14 protein-coding genes and 1 tRNA gene are annotated in these 14960 nt (G+C 58.3%); 10 read left to right on the top strand and 5 right to left on the bottom strand.

Translation table 11 applies throughout. The features are described from left to right. Nucleotides 1-30 precede the first annotated feature (30 nt). On the bottom strand, nt 31-312 hold the full coding sequence (locus ACIPLA_RS02630; protein WP_007898306.1) for a peptidylprolyl isomerase: 282 nt from the start codon (nt 310-312) through the stop codon (nt 31-33). A 97-nt stretch (nt 313-409) separates the two neighbouring features. Continuing rightward, nucleotides 410-1291 carry an esterase/lipase family protein gene (locus tag ACIPLA_RS02625; protein ID WP_401171208.1) on the bottom strand — a complete coding sequence of 294 codons (882 nt, stop codon included), beginning with the start codon at nt 1289-1291 and terminating at the stop codon, nt 410-412. 340 nt (nt 1292-1631) lie between these two features. Here ACIPLA_RS02625 and ACIPLA_RS02620 point away from each other — a divergent pair, with 340 nt between their 5' ends. Further along, nucleotides 1632-2684 (top strand): hypothetical protein, encoded by a 1053-nt coding sequence (locus ACIPLA_RS02620; protein WP_401171205.1) that lies wholly within the window; start codon nt 1632-1634, stop codon nt 2682-2684. Between the two features lie 57 nt (nt 2685-2741). Here ACIPLA_RS02620 and ACIPLA_RS02615 read toward each other — a convergent pair whose 3' ends face one another. Next, nucleotides 2742-3830: a 3-deoxy-7-phosphoheptulonate synthase gene (locus tag ACIPLA_RS02615; RefSeq protein WP_218395917.1), complete on the bottom strand. Its 1089-nt coding sequence runs from the start codon at nt 3828-3830 to the stop codon at nt 2742-2744. A gap of 629 nt (nt 3831-4459) precedes the next feature. Between ACIPLA_RS02615 and ACIPLA_RS02610 the strand changes: the two genes are divergently transcribed. The 9 genes from ACIPLA_RS02610 to ACIPLA_RS02570 all read left to right on the top strand — a co-directional run bounded on the left by ACIPLA_RS02610 (nt 4460) and on the right by ACIPLA_RS02570 (nt 12419). Further along, nucleotides 4460-5218, top strand: coding sequence for a carbon-nitrogen hydrolase family protein (locus ACIPLA_RS02610; protein WP_401171201.1), 759 nt, complete (start codon nt 4460-4462; stop codon nt 5216-5218). Beyond that, nucleotides 5219-5662 carry an N-acetyltransferase gene (locus ACIPLA_RS02605; RefSeq protein WP_218395913.1) on the top strand — a complete coding sequence of 148 codons (444 nt, stop codon included), beginning with the start codon at nt 5219-5221 and terminating at the stop codon, nt 5660-5662. It begins immediately after the preceding gene. A gap of 127 nt (nt 5663-5789) precedes the next feature. Continuing rightward, the gene (uvrY, locus tag ACIPLA_RS02600) at nt 5790-6431 is read left to right on the top strand and encodes a UvrY/SirA/GacA family response regulator transcription factor (protein WP_008015884.1); all 642 of its coding nucleotides are present in this window, start codon (nt 5790-5792) and stop codon (nt 6429-6431) included. 2 nt (nt 6432-6433) lie between these two features. After that, complete coding sequence (gene uvrC / locus ACIPLA_RS02595; protein WP_038982984.1) at nt 6434-8257, top strand: excinuclease ABC subunit UvrC; 1824 nt, start codon at nt 6434-6436, stop codon at nt 8255-8257. Between the two features lie 33 nt (nt 8258-8290). Continuing rightward, entirely contained in the window at nt 8291-8851 is a 561-nt protein-coding gene (pgsA, locus tag ACIPLA_RS02590) for a CDP-diacylglycerol--glycerol-3-phosphate 3-phosphatidyltransferase (protein ID WP_008066866.1), read from the top strand. A 63-nt stretch (nt 8852-8914) separates the two neighbouring features. After that, a tRNA-Gly gene (locus ACIPLA_RS02585) sits at nt 8915-8990 on the top strand. A gap of 460 nt (nt 8991-9450) precedes the next feature. Beyond that, nucleotides 9451-10071, top strand: coding sequence for a TetR/AcrR family transcriptional regulator (locus ACIPLA_RS02580; RefSeq protein WP_123494982.1), 621 nt, complete (start codon nt 9451-9453; stop codon nt 10069-10071). A gap of 244 nt (nt 10072-10315) precedes the next feature. Next, nucleotides 10316-11095 (top strand): thioesterase family protein, encoded by a 780-nt coding sequence (locus ACIPLA_RS02575; RefSeq protein WP_401171194.1) that lies wholly within the window; start codon nt 10316-10318, stop codon nt 11093-11095. Between the two features lie 52 nt (nt 11096-11147). After that, nucleotides 11148-12419, top strand: a complete 1272-nt coding sequence (locus tag ACIPLA_RS02570) for an OmpP1/FadL family transporter (protein WP_401171192.1) — start codon at nt 11148-11150, stop codon at nt 12417-12419. Nucleotides 12420-12476: 57 nt separating this feature from the next. Here ACIPLA_RS02570 and ACIPLA_RS02565 read toward each other — a convergent pair whose 3' ends face one another. Both ACIPLA_RS02565 and ACIPLA_RS02560 read right to left on the bottom strand, forming a co-directional pair. Continuing rightward, nucleotides 12477-13262 (bottom strand): SDR family NAD(P)-dependent oxidoreductase, encoded by a 786-nt coding sequence (locus ACIPLA_RS02565; RefSeq protein WP_401171189.1) that lies wholly within the window; start codon nt 13260-13262, stop codon nt 12477-12479. Between the two features lie 74 nt (nt 13263-13336). Further along, nucleotides 13337-14800 carry an efflux transporter outer membrane subunit gene (locus ACIPLA_RS02560; protein WP_401171377.1) on the bottom strand — a complete coding sequence of 488 codons (1464 nt, stop codon included), beginning with the start codon at nt 14798-14800 and terminating at the stop codon, nt 13337-13339. Nucleotides 14801-14960 lie beyond the last annotated feature (160 nt).

Below are 14960 nucleotides of genomic sequence, written 5' to 3'. Positions count from 1 at the left end.
GGCCGTTGTGTAGCAAACTCAAAGCGCTGATCAGTCCTGACGACTGGTCACTTCCAGCAGGTGGTAACCGAACTGGGTCTTGACCGGGCCTTGCACCACGTTAATCGGCGCGCTGAAGACCACGGTGTCGAATTCCTTGACCATCTGGCCCGGGCCGAACGAACCCAGGTCACCGCCCTGACGGCTGGAAGGGCAGGAGGAGTTGGCTTTGGCGACTTCGGCGAAATCGGCGCCAGCCTCGATCTGGGCCTTGAGTTCGTTGCACTTTTCTTCGCTGGAAACCAGGATGTGACGGGCAGTGGCTTTGGCCATGGGAAAATACTCCATTCAATGTTCAATAAAATGCGGAGCCTACCGGATTCAGTGGGCTATTTCTTCCTCAAAGTTCCGTCTCTTTCATGCAGCGTTTTTAAAGGCCGGCATTTCGCAAGCGTTCGGCATGTTGCACATACAGGGCAATCGGGTCGGTACCCCGGCGGACCTGACCGGTCGTCTGGCCGAGGCTATCCAGATGATCCAGCGAATAATCCGAACGGATCACTTTGCCCAGATGGGAACTGAATCGACCGACCATGCCGTCATTCTGCTCGGCTTCGGTGGTGAAGTAGTGGGAGAAGGCCCGCAGAAACCCGTGCAGCGGATTGAGTGCATGGAGTCCCTCATCGAGGATGTCCCCCTGCAAAATGCCGCTCCAGGAATAGTAGCGCACGCCATTGACCTGATCGCGCCCCTTGCCGCCCCAGGTTTTTGGCAACCCTTGCGGGTACTTGTCGTTAAAGGCGCCAACGCCTTCGGTGGTCAGTGCATTGAGCGCGGCAATGGCGTTTTGCGGCAGATGCCGGTTGCCACTGAGCAATGACAGGAAATCGGCGAACAGCGTGGCCACCGCTCCGGCAACGTGTTCCGGCAGGCGTCCGGGGATCAGCGCCTTACGCAGGAAGTCGGCCAGTTCCGAGCCATGATTCGGCCCGCTGACCGATGTCACCGAGGCGACCACCTCGGGTGCCAGCGCTCCTGCATACCGTGCCGCAAGCGCCCCCTGACTGTGACCGATCAGATTGACTTTGCTTGCACCGGTTCCCAGCAGTACCCGATCGATCTGCGCCAACAGTTGCTCGCCGCGGGTTTCATTGCTGTGGGTAGCCGACAGATGCGGGATGAAGACCCTGGCGCCGGCGCTTCTGAGGGCCAGTTTGACGTCATGGAACAATTCCAGGTTGCCGATGCGATCGAAGCCGAAGAGCCCGTGGACCAGCAGGATCGGATAGTGAGTGGTTGCATTCCGTAGCATGTAGATTCCTTTTTCGCAGTAGGTCAGGTGTGTGTTCAAGGGGGGCACTCTAAAGCACACCAGCTGCTCGGCGATGTATGAAAAAGCCGCTATAACCCGATGAAAACGGAATAGAAATAGTACGAAAGTTCGGATGAACATGAGGTCTTGGTCGGAATATCTGGACATCTTTTTAACGATGGTTGAACGCTTTCTCGCAATGACCTACTTGTGAAACGTCATTTTTCCGTGCAAGCCGACGCCTTTGCCCTGCATCACGAATCAGCATCGTGGGGTTCAATAGGCTTCGTTCGATGCCGACTTTCAAGGCGGCATTTATTCCAAGGACTGGAGCGTATGAATGACTATTTATGAAGCGGCAAACCTGAATGTTGTAGAGCAATACATGGCGGCACCTCGGCTGGACCAGGCGGAGAACGCCATGTTGGATCCGTCCGAAAGAAAGGCCATTGTCACTGTTGCGCCTTATCAGGCCATGGCCTGCGGAGACAAGCTGGTCTTGTCCTGGTCAGGTATCGATGCAGAGGGTGCGGCGTATCGGCATGAAGTGTCGCGGTTCGTCAGCGAAGCCCAGGTGGACAGGGTGATTGTCTTTGCTGTGTCGGACGTACACATCGCCGCACTGGACGGCGGGTCGCTCGAGGTTTACTACACGCTGTACAGTGCGCTTCATTGTGAGCCTTTGGAGTCCGGGCGTTTACAGTTGAGCGTCGGTGATGTCCGGCCGGATCTGTTGCCTGTGATTGTGAACGATGCGGTGGGCGGCACACTTGATCCCGACAGGGTCGCCGAGGGCGCCCGCGTTACGATCAGGCCGTATCCCCGGATGGCGGCTGGAGATCGGGTCTTGCTGTCCTGGGCCGGCGGTACACCACAATCAAGCTTCAATGACACATTGAAAATCGAATCCTTTGCAGTGGGTGGCGAACTGTCGTTCTGGGTAAGTCCCGAGTCTATTGCTCCCAACCTTGGTGCAACCATTACGATCAGCTATTGCGTCGAGAAAGAAGGCCAAGAGCCTCGCTTCTCGGAGCCTGCACAGTTGTTGATCGGCCCTCTGGAGCGAGGACCGCTATTGCCTCCCTCTGTGCTGGAGGCCGATGAGGGTTGGCTGGATCTGCAAGATGCGATCGATGGTGTCACCGTCGTGATCGACAATGCCCAGGCAGAAGAGGGTGAGCTGGTTTATCTGAAATGTGACGGGGAGCATTTCAATCATCGCGATGATCGTGAGATCTCAAGGGAAATGGCCGGTCAACCGCTGGTATTTATCGTTCCCTACAGGTTTTGGCGCGAACATCGGGATTTGACGGTCCGGGTAGCCTATTCGGTCGAACGTCTCGACGATGTGAGCCAACAGTCCGAAGTCACGTTGGTGCAAGTGCAGTCGTAACCGGTTTAAGGCAACCGCCTTCCAGTTTCGCTTGGAGAACTGGAAGGCGGGCACCGGTCACTTCGGCTGTTGGGTGCAACGCTGAGCACGAAGTTGCTCGGCTGCCTGCTGCAACAACTGTTCTGTCCCGGTCCAGCCAAGGCAGCCATCCGTTACTGACACTCCGTAACGCAGCGACGGGCTCAGCGCTTGGCAACCTTCGAACAGATGGCTTTCGATCATCATGCCAATCAACGATCGATCACCCTGCAGGCGCTGTTCAAGCACGTCGTTGAACACCGCTGGCTGACGCAATGGGTCTTTACCGCTGTTGGCGTGGCTGCAATCGACCATGATCCGCGCCGGAATCTTGAGCCGGGTCAAATCGCTGTGCACTTGAGCGATGCTGTCACGGTCGTAGTTCGGCCCGCGATGGCCGCCACGCAATACCAGATGGGTATCGGCGTTGCCTGGTGTCTGGATAATCGCAGGATGTCCCTGGCTATCGACACCGAAATGGCGATGCGGATGGGCGGCCGAGCGCATGGCGTCGCTGGCGACAGCCACACCGCCGTCGGTGCCATTCTTGAACCCTACCGGCATGCTCAGGCCGCTGGCCATTTCCCGGTGGATCTGTGATTCGGTGGTACGGGCGCCAATCGCGACCCAGCTCAGCAGGTCGTCGAAGTAGCCGGCGGCCATCGGTTGCAGCAGCTCGGTGGCAACGGGTAAGCCCAGCTGGAGCATTTCGCGCATTAATTCGCGGGACAGCGTCAAACCGCCGGCCATGTCGTCGCTGCCATCCAGGTGCGGGTCGTAGGCCAAGCCTTTCCATCCCACCGTGGTGCGCGGTTTTTCGACGTAGGCGCGCATCACCAGCAGCATCTCATCGCTGACTTTGGCAGCCAGGCGGGCAAGGTGGGTGGCGTATTCGAGGGCGGAACGGGGATCGTGAATCGAGCACGGACCGACGATGACTAGCAGACGGGAGTCTTCACCGTTGAGGATCGCGCGAACCGCTTGACGGTGGGCGGCGACTTGTTGGGTCAGGGCGTTGCTGAGGGGTAACTGCTGTTTGAGTTGCAATGAGCTGGGCAGACGCAAGGTCAGCGCTTCATTGGCAGGGTTCAAGGTGGACAGCGGCAGAGCAGAGACGGACGAGTTCATATTCGGGCTTCCTGGGCTGGCGGCGGGTTCGTTCCCGCGCGCTCGGCCCTACTGGGGTGTTCGACAATTGGCCGGATTGGCTGCGTGTGTGTGCTTGCCACCTGTGGGTGACCGATCGGAGGCGGCAGGCTGTCCCGAGCGGAGGCTGGTAAATCGCCAGGCGGTAAAACTGTCGTGACGGTAATAAGTGGCGTAGTTCATGTCGTGAATCCTCAAATTGTCTGGTGTGACGCAAAAAATGTTCAGGGCTGAAAAAAACAAAACCCCCGGTCGGGAGGCCGACCGGGGGTTGAGAATTCTCTGGTGGCGACCCGTTTAAAGTGGGCGCCGTGTGGGTATCAGGCGCGCCAGTGGCTAAACCAATACCCAAAATAAAAGCTGACCGAAGCACAAACGTCATTCGCCCGGGCAGCCACAACCGAGCGCGGGGCGCTGGCGGTACGAAGCTGTGAGAGGGCGTTGAGCATGGTCTGTCTCCGATGAATGCGCCGAGCTTACTAGAGGCCGGTACGCGGATTCAATCAGAAAATGCTATCGATGATCATGGGCTTGTCTATCGCTTGAGTACGTCGGGGGTTGTGACACACTTTGCGCTGCGCCCAACAACCACAATGTCACAAGGACGAACCATGACGACACTGACCATTGCCGCCGCTCAATCGATCTCCATCGCCGGTGATCTTGCCGCCAATATGGCTAGGCATCGGCGCTTCATGCAGGTTGCTGCAGAGCAAGGCGTGCAATTGCTGGTGTTTCCGGAACTGTCGCTGACCGGATACGAACGCGGCCTGGCGGCGGAGCTGGCCATAGCGCCAGACGCCGGGGTGCTGCAACCGCTGCGCGATTTCGCGCGGGAAGTCGGTGTGACCAGTGTCGTTGGGATGCCGATTCGTCTGTCGGGCGATTCGCCGGTATTGATCGGAGCTCTGGTATTGGGCGCCGATGGTTCGCTTGGGGTTTACAGCAAGCAGCATCTGCACCCGGGCGAGGAGGTGGCGTTTGCTCCGGGAACGGGCGGTTCGACATTAAAGATCGGTACCGACACCGTCGCGCTGGCGGTCTGCTCCGATTTTTCTCACGCCAGTCACGCGGCAGCCGCGGCACGGCAGGGTGCTGATCTTTATGCCGCGGGCGTGTTGATCACAGAAAACGGTTACGCTCCGGATACCGCACTATTGCAAGGCTATGCTTGCACTCACTCGATGGCGGTTCTGATGGCCAATCATGGTGGCGCAACGGGTGGCTGGGAGTCGGCAGGGCGCAGTGCAATCTGGGCGGCGGACGGGACGTTGATTGTGGCGGCCCCGGGTACGGGGAACCTTATGGTTGTTGCTCGCCGCAATGCTGACGGCTGGAAAGGGCAAATCGTGGCTGTGGCGGAGGCTTGAATGGGTTTCGAATTGCGTCCGGCAACCCCGCGGGACCTGGACTTTGCCCGTGACCTGACTTGTCGAAATATGCTTCGCTACTACATTGAACATGAGCTGTTGTGGCTGGACGAGGCCTTCGATGTCGCCTGGGAGGGGCGGGAAAACTGGCTGATTGTGCGGGAGGACACGGTGATGGGTTACGTCAGCCTGAGCCGTGACGCCAGAGCCTTGTATATCCGCGAATTGCATGTGTCAGCAGCGTACCAGGGGCAGGGCGCCGGTTCCTGGGCGATCGATCAGGTATTCGCCATGGCATGCAAGGAGCGACGTCCGGCATTGCGTCTGACCGTCTTTGAAAATAATCCGGCAAAAAAGCTTTACGAAAGAAAAGGCCTGAAGGTGGTCGGCAAAGACCAGTGTTTCCTGAGAATGCAGCGTGATATCAATGGACTGCATCGCTGAAACACACTGGCGGCAAGCCTCGCAAGAAGATTTGACACTTTTTATATGCTGCTTTCCGCTAGGTCTGCCAGTTGCTTTTTGCTAAGGTGTCCGACAACCCAATAAGACCAATTCGCGAGGTGTCTGCTTGATTAGGGTGCTAGTAGTCGATGACCATGATCTCGTTCGTACAGGCATTACACGAATGCTGGCTGACATCGATGGCCTGCAAGTAGTCGGTCAGGCCGAGTCAGGGGAGGAATCCCTGCTCAAAGCGCGTGAGTTGAAACCCGATGTGGTGCTGATGGACGTCAAGATGCCCGGGATCGGCGGTCTCGAAGCCACGCGCAAATTACTGCGCAGTCATCCGGACATCAAAGTCGTCGCGGTCACCGTGTGCGAAGAAGATCCGTTTCCTACCCGGCTGTTACAGGCAGGTGCCGCAGGTTACCTGACCAAGGGCGCCGGATTGCCGGAAATGGTTCAGGCCATCCGCCTGGTGTTTGCCGGGCAACGCTATATCAGCCCGCAGATTGCCCAGCAACTGGCGATCAAGTCGTTCCAGCCAACCAATGATTCGCCCTTCGATGCCTTGTCGGAACGGGAAATCCAGATTGCGTTGATGATTGTCGGCTGTCAGAAGGTGCAGATCATTTCCGACAAACTGTGTCTATCACCAAAAACAGTGAATACCTACCGTTACCGTATTTTCGAGAAGCTTTCGATCAGCAGCGATGTCGAATTGACGCTGCTGGCGGTTCGTCACGGCATGGTTGATGCCAGCCTCTGAAAATGACTGAAATCTTCGATCCAAGTGCTTTTCTGTCGACAGTCAGTGGTCGGCCGGGCGTCTATCGCATGTTCGACAGCGATGCGCGCCTGCTCTATGTAGGCAAAGCGAAAAATCTCAAGAAGCGTTTGGCGAGTTACTTTCGCAAAGCCGGTCTTGCCCCCAAGACCGCTGCGCTGGTAGGCCGTATTGCCCAAGTCGAAACCACCATCACGGCCAACGAAACCGAGGCCTTGCTGCTTGAGCAGACGCTCATCAAGGAATGGCGTCCGCCGTACAACATCCTGCTGCGCGACGACAAATCCTACCCTTATGTCTTTCTCTCGGATGGCCAGTTCCCACGCTTGAGCATTCATCGCGGGGCGAAAAAGGCCAAGGGCAAATATTTCGGCCCTTATCCCAGCGCCGGGGCGATTCGCGAAAGCCTGAGCCTGCTGCAAAAGGCGTTTTTCGTTCGTCAGTGTGAGGACAGCTTTTACAAGAACCGTGCTCGACCTTGTCTGCAATACCAGATCAAACGCTGCAAGGCGCCGTGTGTGGGGCTGGTGGAGCCCGAGGTGTATGCCGAAGATGTACGCCACTCGGTGATGTTTCTTGAAGGGCGCAGCAACGCTCTGGCGGACGAGTTGTCTGCGGCCATGGAGGAGGCGGCGGTCAACCTCGAATTCGAGCGCGCCGCCGAGCTGCGTGACCAGATCTCATTGCTGCGTCGGGTCCAGGACCAGCAGAGCATGGAAGGCGGGACAGGCGATGTCGATGTGATTGCGGCGTTCGTCAACCCAGGTGGCGCCTGCGTGCACTTGATCAGCGTGCGCGGTGGTCGGGTGTTGGGGAGCAAGAACTTCTTTCCGCAGGTGGGTATTGAGGAAGACGTTTCTGAAGTCATGGCAGCGTTTCTTGGCCAATACTTCATCAGCAGTCCAGAACGGGACTTGCCGAGCGAGCTGATCGTCAACGTGGTTCACGAAGATTTTCCGACCCTGATCGCAGCCATCGAAGAGTTGCGCGGTCGTGAATTGACCATCAGCCATCGAGTACGCGGCACCCGGGCGCGCTGGCAGCAATTGGCGGTCACCAATGCCGAGCAAGCGCTAGGCGCACGTTTGGCTAACCGGCAACACGTTGCGGCCCGTTTCGATGCCTTGGCCGAAGTGCTGAAACTGGACGAGCCACCGCAACGTCTTGAGTGCTACGACATCAGCCATTCCAGCGGCGAGGCCACTGTGGCGTCCTGCGTGGTGTTCGGCCCGGAAGGCCCGATCAAGTCCGACTACCGCCGCTATAACATTGAAGGCGTTACCCCGGGCGATGACTATGCCGCGATGCACCAGGCCTTGACTCGGCGCTTCAGTAAATTGAAGGAAGGCGAGGGCAAGTTGCCGGACATCCTGCTGGTCGACGGTGGCAAAGGCCAGCTATCCATGGCCCGTGACGTGCTTAACGAATTGGCCGTGCCAGACCTGATTCTCTTGGGTGTGGCCAAGGGCGCGACGCGCAAGGCGGGCTTCGAAACCCTGTACCTCAACGACGCGGCCCATGAATTCACCTTGCGCGGCGATTCCCCCGCGCTGCATTTGATCCAGCAGATACGCGACGAAGCGCACCGTTTTGCCATTACGGGGCATCGCGCACGTCGTGGCAAAACTCGCCGCACGTCTACACTTGAGGGCGTTGCAGGTGTCGGACCGACACGTCGGCGCGATTTGTTAAAACATTTTGGTGGATTGCAGGAGCTGTCTCGTGCCAGCATCGAAGAGATCGCCAAAGCACCCGGAATCAGCAAAAAGCTCGCAGAGTTGATTTATGCAAATCTGCACAGCGAGTAGAATGCCCAACTCACCTCGTAGCCAGTTGTGCCGATGAATATCCCTAATCTGATTACCGTTCTACGCGTCCTGCTCATCCCGATCTTCATTTTGCTGTTTTACTTGCCTTACCACTGGAGTTATCTGGCGTCTGCCTCGGTCTTCGCCTTTGCCGCCGCGACCGACTGGCTCGACGGGTATCTTGCCCGTCGTCTGGAACAAAGCACTCCTTTCGGGGCCTTCCTCGATCCTGTTGCAGACAAGCTGATGGTCGCCGTTGCGCTGGTTCTGCTGGTGCAAGAGCATGGCAACCTGTGGCTCACGCTGCCGGCCGCCGTTATCATCGGTCGCGAAATTGTTGTCTCGGCACTGCGCGAGTGGATGGCCGAACTCGGTGCCCGCGCCCATGTAGCAGTGTCGAACCTGGGCAAATGGAAAACCGCCGCCCAGATGCTGGCGCTGGTGATCCTGCTGGCCAATCCTTCGGACTTCAGCTTCTGGGTTCTGATGGGGTATGCCTTGTTGCTGGTGTCCGCTGGCCTGACGTTGTGGTCCATGGTCCAATACTTGCGGGCTGCCTGGCCGCATCTGAAGACGGACGTGGAAAAGAAATAAACTTTTTTTGAATCAAGGGGTTGACGGGGGATGTGGATTCTATAGAATGCGCCTCACCAAGACGCGGGAATAGCTCAGTTGGTAGAGCACGACCTTGCCAAGGTCGGGGTCGCGAGTTCGAGTCTCGTTTCCCGCTCCAAATATTGCGCTACAGAGTTCCACTGAATTCTGTAAGCGATTGAAATCAGGACCTTCGGGTCCTTTTTTCGTTCCGGCGGGAACCACTGAAATCCAGCACCATCCAGTGCGTTTAAGTCCAGGATTAAGTCCGGGATTCTGATGCGTACGGAGTTGGTTTGCTGCTGGAGCAGTTTGTGTAGCGAGATGAGTGTCCGGCCCTGACTCTGTTCAGGAGCTCGCGATGGCGCTCTCAGAAATGTCGATTCGGCACGCCCAAATCACTAGTATTGACTACATGCTCTGTGGCAGTGACGGCCTCACGCTCAATGTGACGGCCAGCGGTGGTACCCTATCCATATGCCCACACAGCAAGACCATGGTAAGGGGGGGGCATGCTTACGTCTGGCATGGTGGCGTGTGACTATGCTATAAATAAGTCACAAGTTGTCAACCACCTTTGGGGTGCGTAAGCTACAGGAATGAACCATCCACCAATTTCTTCGCCCGGCGCCCGGGGCCCAGCTGATCACGACATTCGAGACCAGATTGTCGCGGCGGCCAATGAGCACTTCAGCCAATACGGTTACAGCAAAACCACGGTTTCCGACTTGGCCAAAGCCATCGGGTTTTCCAAGGCTTACATCTACAAGTTCTTCGATTCCAAGCAAGCGATTGGTGAGGCCATTTGCTCAAGCTGCCTGGCACAAATCGTCGCAGCCGTGGAGCAGGCTATCAGCGAAGAGGGGATTTCTTCGACAGAACGCTTTCGTCGCTTGGTCAAGACCCTTATCACTACGGGCTTGGACCTGTTTTTCAACGACCGCAAGCTCTATGATATCGCTGCATTCGCCGCCTCGGAGCGTTGGCCCAGCTCGCTGGTGTATGACGCACGGATCAAGCAGTTTGTAGTGCAGGTTGTGCGCGAAGGGCGCGAAAGTGGAGAGTTTGAGCGCAAGACTCCCCTGGATGAAACCGTAGAAGCGATACACCTGACCCTTCGGCCTTTCGTCAATCCTCTGTTGCTCCAGCATAGCCTTGATCACGTCGAGGTCGCGCCGACGCTTACCTCGAACCTCATCCTGCGTAGCCTTATGCCCTGAGTGTGGCTGCAGTGATGCAGCCACACCAATCTAAATAACTTTTTTGCATTTGGTTTGCATCTGACCTTCTAGTTTCCATTTGCTCAAATTGTGACTATTGACACAAAAGGTCACATGAATAAATATGGCGCATCGGCTTTTGAGGGATTGCCATGAACATGCGTCGGCATCGACATTTTTCCGATTCCATTCCATTCCGATTCCGTCTTCGAGTACGCGTTCAGTGCACAGGGTGGGCGTTGATATGACGAGCTTTGCTCAGGTGCTGGCGCAATTTGATCCGGGCGTGCCGTTTGTTTCTCCGCCCAATTGGCAGCAGGGCCGGACGATTTTTGGCGGCCTGTCGGCGGCGTTGTCGTTGGAGGCGGTTCTGCGCGAGCGCCCGCTGGGCTTTCCTCCATTCAAGTCGGCGCAAGTGTCATTCATAGGTCCGGTCACGCAGCCCCAGGTGTTCAATACAAGCGTGTTGCGCCAAGGGCGATCCGTGACTTCGGTATCGGTCGACTGCAAGTCGGGCGATGAACTGGCGTTGCGCACGACCTTGCTGTTCGCTCAACCACGAGCCAGCAAAATTACCCATGAGGCGTGGGGATGCCCGTTGGTAGAGGGGCCGTCGCGGTACAGCACGCTGGAGCTGGACAACAGCTTTGCGCCTGCCTGCGCGTTCAACTTCGAGATGCGTCCCGCGGGCGGCTCACTGCCGGTATCCGGTGCGGAAAATCCCGAGTTGCTGATGTGGGTCCGTCACCTCGATGCCCAGGGGGTTGACCCGGCGGTGGCCCTGATCGCCCTCGCTGACAGTCTGCCGCCTGCCGCTATGACGTGCTTTATAGAGCCTGCCGCCATCAGCTCGGCTTCCTGGACAATCGATCTGCCGCAGCCCGCCGTGGCCGGCGAATGGTTTCTCATCAGTTCCTTCAGCCAACAGGCCTTGGAGGGCTACTCGTTACAGGATATGGAGATCTGGGACGAAAGCGGTCGGCGGGTGCTTTGGGCGCGCCAGACCGTGGCGATTTTTGCCTAGTACAAAAACAAACTGTTCCACCACCTCTGCAATTGTTCCTCGAGTCCTAATAATGAAAAGAATCTTGCTCAAGACCCCCGTGAGTCTCGCCGTTGCGCTTGCATCATCCCAAGTGTTTGCCAGCGGCTTTGCGCTGAACGAACAAAGCATCAGCGGGATGGGGTCGGGATTCGCCGGCCGCTCTTCCTCGGCTGAAGATGCGAGCACCGTCTTCGGCAATCCGGCGGGCATGTCTCGCTTGAAGAAAGAGCAGGTCAGCCTCGGCGCTGCGACGCTGTTTGCCAAGAGCGATATCAGCCAGACACGCAGCACTTTCGGCGGCCAGGAAGACGGTGACATGGTGCCGACCACCACGGTGCCGATGGGTTACTACGTCAAGCCGGTGGATGAGCACTGGGCCGTCGGCGTTGGCTTTTATGTGCCGTTTGGTCTGATCACCGATTACGGCAGCGACTTTGCCGGGCGTTACTACGGCAACAAAAGCGAAGTGACGACGCTGACCTTCCAGCCCACCGTCAGCTATGCCTTCAACGACAAGGTGTCGATTGGGTTCGGTCCGACCATCAACCGGATCAGCGGTGAGATCTCCGGGATGGTGCCCAATCCTCTGAGCCCCGGCAGCAACGATGGGAAGCTGAAAAGCAACGGCGATGACACGGCGCTCGGCTTCAATGCCGGCATCCTGGTGCAGGCCACAGACCAGACCCGCCTGGGGCTGACTTATCACTCCAAGGTCAGTTATCACCTGGACGCCAAGTCCAAGCTCACTGGCGGGATTTTCAGTGTAGTGGGGGTCAGCGGGCGTAGCTATGACGCGTCGCTGGATGTGGACCTCCCGGAGTCGGTTGATCTCTCGCTCACCCATCAGCTCAATGATGACTGGACCCTTTATCTGGGAAGCACCTGGACACGCTGGAGTCGCTTCAAGGAGCTGACCATTGAGAACTCAGGCTTGCCTGCGCTGCTGAGCGGCGCGCTGGGTACTGTCAGAGAAGAACAGAACTGGCATGACACCTGGGGCCATGCAATCGGCGCGGCGTATAAGCTGAATGATCAGTGGGTGCTGCGCGCAGGCTTGTCGGTCGATCAGTCGCCGGCCAACAACACCAACCGTGGGCCTCGGATTCCAACTGGTGACCGCACAGTGCTCAGCTTCGGTGCCGGCTGGACGCCGGTACAGGATGTAACGATCGACCTGGCTTATTCCTACTTGCAGGAAGAGAGCGTGCGGGTCAACGAAACCTCTGCGACCCGTGGTGCGTACAGTTCCAAATACCGCAACAGTGCCAGCGGTTTCGGTACCTCAATCAGCTATCGCTTCTAACGCGACATGCCGTGTGCCGGGAGCTTGTGCGGCTCCCGGTCCCTTGCAATATCCCGCTCATGCACCCATGACATTCGCCATCAGACGTTGGTGCAGCCAGCGTGGCGTGGCCCAGGTCAACACCGTGAGCGCCTTGTTGCCGAAACCGGGTACTACACTCATGCGTCCGGCTTGCAGCGCGCGGATGCCGGCGCGAACCACCGGTTGAGGTTGCATCATCACCATTTTCAGCGCTGGGGTAAGTTTCTGACTGGCGCTTTGGACAAACCCGGTGTCGGACAGGCCCGGGCACAGTGCGGTCACGACGACACCATCGCCCTTGAGTTCCTGATGCAGCGCCTCGGAGAAGCGAAGCACGTAGGCCTTAGCCGCTGAATAGACCGCGAAATTCTTCACGCCTTGGTAAGACAGCAGGCTTGCGATGTGCAGGATGTGCCCGCGATGCCGGGCGCGCATGTCTGCGGCGAAGAGACGAGTCATGGTGGTCAGGCCAGCGATGTCTAGATCGATCATTGCCAGGGACTGGTCAAGGGAATGATCCAGGAAAGGGCCCTGCAATCCATGGCCGGCGTTGTTGATGAGCACATCAATCGCAATGCGGCGCCGGGTCAGCCGTTCGTGTAGCTCGATAATCGCCGGGATCGAAGACAGGTCTACCTGCTCGACGATGACCTCAATGCCGAAGCGCTCGCGCAGCTGGGCCGACAGCGCTTCAAGCCTGTCCAGCCTGCGGGCTACTAGAACGAGGGACTTTCCCTGTGCTGCGTATTGCCGGGCGAACTCCTCGCCAAAGCCGCTGGAAGCGCCCGTGATGAGCACCCAGGAATTCTCGTTGATTTTCATGTTGCTGGACTCCGGTTTTAAAGATTGAAAACAACAGTGACGGGGCCAAGTGAACGGCTGGTGTTCATGTCCGGTCATCGGCTCGCTACAGGCTGTGGTGGCTGCGGCGCTTGCCAGCCGCCACCGAGGGCCTTGAATGCCGCGACCGCTGCGCGCGCCGATTCAGTCCGTGCTTGTGCCCGGGCATCGGATGCCTGGAGCAGCGTCTCGTCGGAGTTGAGGACGTCGATCAGGCTGGCCGTACCTTTCTGATAGGCAATAAAGGACGACTGGCGCGCCTCGCTCAATGACGCTTCGCCTGCGGTGAGCGTGGTGGCCTGGGATTCTCGGTTCACTAGGGCGGAGAACGCGTTCTCGACATCCTCGGTGGCCCGTAGCGCAGACTGACGATAGGCGGCCAGCGCTTCAGCTTCCTGTCCCTTGGCCTGGTCGATCTGGGCGTTGATCCGGCCAAAGTCGAACAGCCTCCAGCGCAGACCCAGCGCGCCCGACGCCTGGCTGGCGCCGCCTGAGAACAGGTGCCCGGCCGACACGGCGGTGGCACTGCCGAGCAACGCGCTGAGGGAAAATTTCGGGTAGTACTCGGCGATGGCCTCGCCGATGCGGGCATTGGAGGAAGCGAGGCGGCGCTCGGCGACGATGAGGTCCGGCCGGCGGCGCAATAGGTCAGCCGGCGTCCCCATCCCGGTAATTTGTGGAGGCAGCGGAATGCTGCCGGTCTCGGCCAGTTGCTGGCGATGGGTGCCCGGCGGTGTGCCGAGCATGACATCCAATGCATTCATGGCGGCATCCAGGCCGGTCTGCAGGACTGGCACCGTTGCCTGGACCTGAGCAAGCGCGCCCTCGGTCTGGCGGACCTGATAGCTGGCGGCGAGGCCTTTGCTGTAGAGCAGCTGGACTTTCTCCAGCAAGTCCTGCTGGGTCTTGACCTGGCGGTTCGCAATGTCCAGCCGCGCCTGCAAGCCGCGCAGGGTGATGTAGATGTCAGCAGTCTGCGCGGCGACGGCCAGTCTCGTGGCGGCGGCACCGGCCTCGGAGGCTTGGTACTCAGCTAGTGCGGCTTCGCGTCCGCGTCGCAGGCCACCAAAGACATCCAGTTCCCAGCTCGCGCCTAGGTCCAGCTCGTAGGCGTTTCCGTACCGATCAAAGCCGGGCGTCGAATCGAGCACCTGGCCCAGCGGCGTCTCGACGGATTGATAGGCGCGTGCGGCCTGGCCACTGATATTTCCCGAGGGCAGCAGGGCGGCATTGGCCGCGCCAAGGCCGGCTCGGGCCTGGGCAACGCGCGCTGATGCCTGGACAAGGTCGAGGTTCTGTTCCAGGGCCTTGGCGATGAAATCGCTCAACACCGGGTCGCCAAAACCCTCCCACCAGGTTGTGAGGCTGGCCTGTGATGCGCCGCTCCTTTGCTCGATAGAAGACTGGCCCAGGAAACGATCCGAAAGCGCAGCGTCCGGGCGCTGGTAGTCCGGACCGACCGCGCAGCCGGCCATCAAACTGGCGCCTACTAATAAAACAATGGGGCGGAGGGGTGACATCAAGGTTTCCTCGGGATCGACATTGGTGACCATACTATCGCATGGTCACAAGCTGTCAATTGGTGATGAATACTACTGTATGGATCTCAGGCCTCCTGTTTACTGAAGATTATCCGGACATCAAGCTGACTGAAAACAAAATTAGATTGGTGACCGTTGA

The organism is Pseudomonas sp. NPDC086112 (assembly GCF_044746425.1).
In the GTDB taxonomy this organism is placed as follows: domain Bacteria; phylum Pseudomonadota; class Gammaproteobacteria; order Pseudomonadales; family Pseudomonadaceae; genus Aquipseudomonas.
The sequence above is the reverse complement of the archived record's forward strand: the minus strand, read 5'-3'. Positions and strand labels throughout refer to the sequence as shown.

Coding starts and splice junctions, on each gene's coding strand:
- ACIPLA_RS02630 (WP_007898306.1), bottom strand. CDS start 312: ATGGCCAAAGCCACTGCCCGTCACATCCTGGTTTCCAGCGAAGAAAAG.
- ACIPLA_RS02625 (WP_401171208.1), bottom strand. CDS start 1,291: ATGCTACGGAATGCAACCACTCACTATCCGATCCTGCTGGTCCACGGG.
- ACIPLA_RS02620 (WP_401171205.1), top strand. CDS start 1,632: ATGACTATTTATGAAGCGGCAAACCTGAATGTTGTAGAGCAATACATG.
- ACIPLA_RS02615 (WP_218395917.1), bottom strand. CDS start 3,830: ATGAACTCGTCCGTCTCTGCTCTGCCGCTGTCCACCTTGAACCCTGCC.
- ACIPLA_RS02610 (WP_401171201.1), top strand. CDS start 4,460: ATGACGACACTGACCATTGCCGCCGCTCAATCGATCTCCATCGCCGGT.
- ACIPLA_RS02605 (WP_218395913.1), top strand. CDS start 5,219: ATGGGTTTCGAATTGCGTCCGGCAACCCCGCGGGACCTGGACTTTGCC.
- uvrC (WP_038982984.1), top strand. CDS start 6,434: ATGACTGAAATCTTCGATCCAAGTGCTTTTCTGTCGACAGTCAGTGGT.
- pgsA (WP_008066866.1), top strand. CDS start 8,291: ATGAATATCCCTAATCTGATTACCGTTCTACGCGTCCTGCTCATCCCG.
- ACIPLA_RS02580 (WP_123494982.1), top strand. CDS start 9,451: ATGAACCATCCACCAATTTCTTCGCCCGGCGCCCGGGGCCCAGCTGAT.
- ACIPLA_RS02575 (WP_401171194.1), top strand. CDS start 10,316: ATGACGAGCTTTGCTCAGGTGCTGGCGCAATTTGATCCGGGCGTGCCG.
- ACIPLA_RS02570 (WP_401171192.1), top strand. CDS start 11,148: ATGAAAAGAATCTTGCTCAAGACCCCCGTGAGTCTCGCCGTTGCGCTT.
- ACIPLA_RS02565 (WP_401171189.1), bottom strand. CDS start 13,262: ATGAAAATCAACGAGAATTCCTGGGTGCTCATCACGGGCGCTTCCAGC.
- ACIPLA_RS02560 (WP_401171377.1), bottom strand. CDS start 14,800: ATGTCACCCCTCCGCCCCATTGTTTTATTAGTAGGCGCCAGTTTGATG.